The 2,900-nt window shown below is 66.6% G+C and carries 3 protein-coding genes and 1 pseudogene; 3 read left to right on the top strand and 1 reads right to left on the bottom strand.

The features are described from left to right. The first annotated feature begins 118 nt into the window (after window positions 1–118). From U9980_RS27075 to U9980_RS27065, 3 genes are all read left to right on the top strand, one after another. Window positions 119–559, top strand: coding sequence for a DUF6879 family protein (locus tag U9980_RS27075; RefSeq protein ID WP_416210414.1), 441 nt, complete (start codon window positions 119–121; stop codon window positions 557–559). Between the two features lie 297 nt (window positions 560–856). After that, window positions 857–1,372, top strand: a complete 516-nt coding sequence (locus tag U9980_RS27070; protein ID WP_322770519.1) for a phytanoyl-CoA dioxygenase family protein — start codon at window positions 857–859, stop codon at window positions 1,370–1,372. Between the two features lie 4 nt (window positions 1,373–1,376). Beyond that, window positions 1,377–1,760, top strand: a complete 384-nt coding sequence (locus U9980_RS27065) for a class I SAM-dependent methyltransferase (protein ID WP_322770518.1) — start codon at window positions 1,377–1,379, stop codon at window positions 1,758–1,760. Window positions 1,761–2,491: 731 nt separating this feature from the next. On the opposite strand, the pseudogene U9980_RS27060 reads toward U9980_RS27065, so the two are convergent. Further along, window positions 2,492–2,900 (bottom strand): annotated as a pseudogene (locus U9980_RS27060) (hypothetical protein); the annotation flags it as partial.

Here is a 2,900-nt window from a genome sequence, read left to right as displayed (position 1 = left end):
GGGACCCACCATCGCGGAAGCGGCTGAAGGCCGCTACGAACCGGGCCGTATCGGGCACGGCCCGGTCGAGGGCCTCGACCTGATCAGAGCCGCGCGCCAATCGGTGGTGCACCTGGAGATGCGGGACGTCTACGACGTCACCGACCCGGCGTTTCTTGAATGGCAGCGGACGTCGACCGACAGCTACGACTGGGGCGACTGGTTGAACCTGGTCTCGGCTAACGTCGCCCGGGGCGTGCGGATACGACGCGCCCGTGTAGTGTCAGAACCGGTCACTGACTTCATACGCTGGGAACACATGCTGACCAGGCACAACATTGCGGCCGGTGAGGACGTTCGCTGGCTGCCCCGGCGACGAGCCTTCGACCTGTTCCTGCCAGCCGCCGATTTCTTCCTCATCGACGCGCGTATCGTCGTGTTCAACTTCAACTCCGGCGACGGCGCGGACACGGGCGAAGAAGAGTTCACCGCAGACCCCGACACCGTCGCGCGGTGTGTCGCCGCGTTCGAGGCTGTGTGGGATAGGGCCGTCGGGCACGAGGATTACCAGCTAGCCTGAACGATCTTGGCATTACGCGCGGGCCGCTGTCGCGAGCAGCCGGGCGCAGACAACGCCGTCCGCGGACGGACACACCCTCGCCACCGCCAGCCACGACCAGATGGTACGACTCTGGCGGATGCACTGAGCCGAGCCACAACCAACATCAACAGCCGGGTAACCACAGGCCAGACGTTGAATTTCCCCTCGCGGGATGGAGGTATCACTTACTAAGGGGGAAACTAAGAAGCTGGACTCCCGCACCCCTGTGACCTGCGAGGATGCGTTTTTCTGGTCCAGTAGCCAAATTTCCCATTAGTGGGCGCCGCGACGGGCGACCTCGGCCACGAGACCATCGGACGCATAGCGATCAAGGTTGTCTACGTCGTCAGCGACATCACCCCAGACACCGGGCTCACGATGTTCCTACCCGGCAGCCACACCGACACCGGCCCGATCGCCGTCCCCGCCGGGGCCATCAACCCGCCCGGCGCGATCACCCTGGCGATCGGCCCCACGGACGTGGTGCTGTTCGAGAACCGCACCTGGCACACGAGCGGCCTCAACACCTCCGGCCGCCCACACCTGGCGGTGATGATGCAATACGGCTACCGCTGGCTCGCCCCCATCGACGACCCCGCACCCGCCCTCCTGGAACGCGACGACCTGCCCGACATCGAACGCCGGCTGCTCGGGCAGCCGGACCGGAACCCCGACGGCTCCATCGCGCACGAAGGCGCCGGCGCTTGGCCTGTCCGCGAGTGGTGGCAGCACCTGAACGCCGCTCCGACTCGTTCCTTCTCACCGACTTATCCCGCGCCCGCGAACGACTAGGATCATGACCTACACGCCCGACGAACTGTTCGCCTCCACCGCCCCCTACTACGCGACATACCGCCCCGGTTATGACCCGGGCTTCTACCACCTGCTCCACGAGCGCTTCGGCCTCGACGGCACCCAACGCGTCCTGGACCTGGGCACCGGCACCGGCATGATCGCGCTGCCCCTGGCCCGTCTGGTCGGCCACATCACCGCCGTCGACCCCGAGCCCAGCATGCTCGACGAAGGCCGCAAGCTCGCCACCGAGCAGGCCATCACCAACATCGACTGGCGCCAGGGCGATTCCACCACCCTGGCCGTCATGAGCCTGGACCCCGTACTGCTGACCGTCATGGGCGCCTCGCCGGGTGACCACCGCGGTGCCGGTTGGCGACACTCGTGACAAGCACGGTCGGCGGACGGGTTTCGGGTTCGTGGGCGACGACGCGGTGAGCACGACCTACCGGCCGCCAGCGGGCAGGCCAACGTCCGGCCGCGCGTGCTCACCGCGTCGGTAGCCGTCGGTGGCCCAGCCCGCCGGGGTTCCCGCTGCGGCAGCCCAACGTTGGCGCCGACCCGGCACGCCTGGCCGGCCAGGCATGCCGGGTCGGCGCCATGGCGCTTGCTCCGTGGACGGCCGTCAATATCATCACCGATGAGTGGCTCCTCACCACCCACCCCAACCGATCCCGACCCCACCGGCAGGTCGCTCTCACCTACTGCCGGCTGGTGACAGGTTGAGCATCACGCCGACAGCGTGACCACAAAACGCCGCTTGCCATGGCCGTTTCACCCGATCCTTCATGCTCACGTCGAACGGCGCCTTCATACCCATCCCACACCGCTCCGCCAACATCGACGTCACGATATGGATTTCGCCATGGAGTCAGAACGGTCACGGTACAGACAACCGGCGTAATAGGATACTGATGAGCATGTGGCAGAATAAACGCAGCTTGTTCTCAGCAACGGGAATTCCTGGAAGTTGGGAAAAATAGGTCTATGCAGCACAGATCATAGACGGCCAAGGAAGACAGGGGTAAACGATCAAACTGTACGTACGCGGCTCGGAAGCCGCATCAGGGAATTACAGATAGCAGCTGGAATTCGCAGCCCCAATGGTCACAATCGCGGTCAGGCTCTCTGCGGGACGGCGGTGGGCTCGTCGAGGAGTGTGTGCAGGCAGATCAGAGCCTGAGTGGCGGCGGCGTGGGCGTCAAGACTGGTGTCGACCGGACTTTCGACCATGACAGGGCCTCGGTAGCCGGCCTCGGTCAGGTCGGTGAGCAACAGCCGATGGCCCAGGGTGCCGGTATGCCCGGGCCACCCCCGGCGGGAGGGGATTCCGCCGCTGGGCGGGTCGGCGAGCTGCACGTCGACGACGCTCTCCACCCAGGCGCCGGTGCCAGCGAGGGCGCCCGCGGCGGCGAGGTGGGCGGTGTCGGCGACGAGGCCGGCCGTCGCGCCAAGCGCCTCCAGTAGGGCCAGCGTGCCGGCGAGCCCGGTGCCGGGAACGGGTCCGACCCTGCCCGATGCCGGGGCT

The organism is Protofrankia sp. Cr1 (assembly GCF_963555865.1).
Taxonomy (GTDB): Bacteria; Actinomycetota; Actinomycetes; order Frankiales; family Frankiaceae; genus Protofrankia.
Note: the sequence above shows the minus strand (reverse complement) of the source record. Positions and strands in the feature narration are given on the sequence as shown.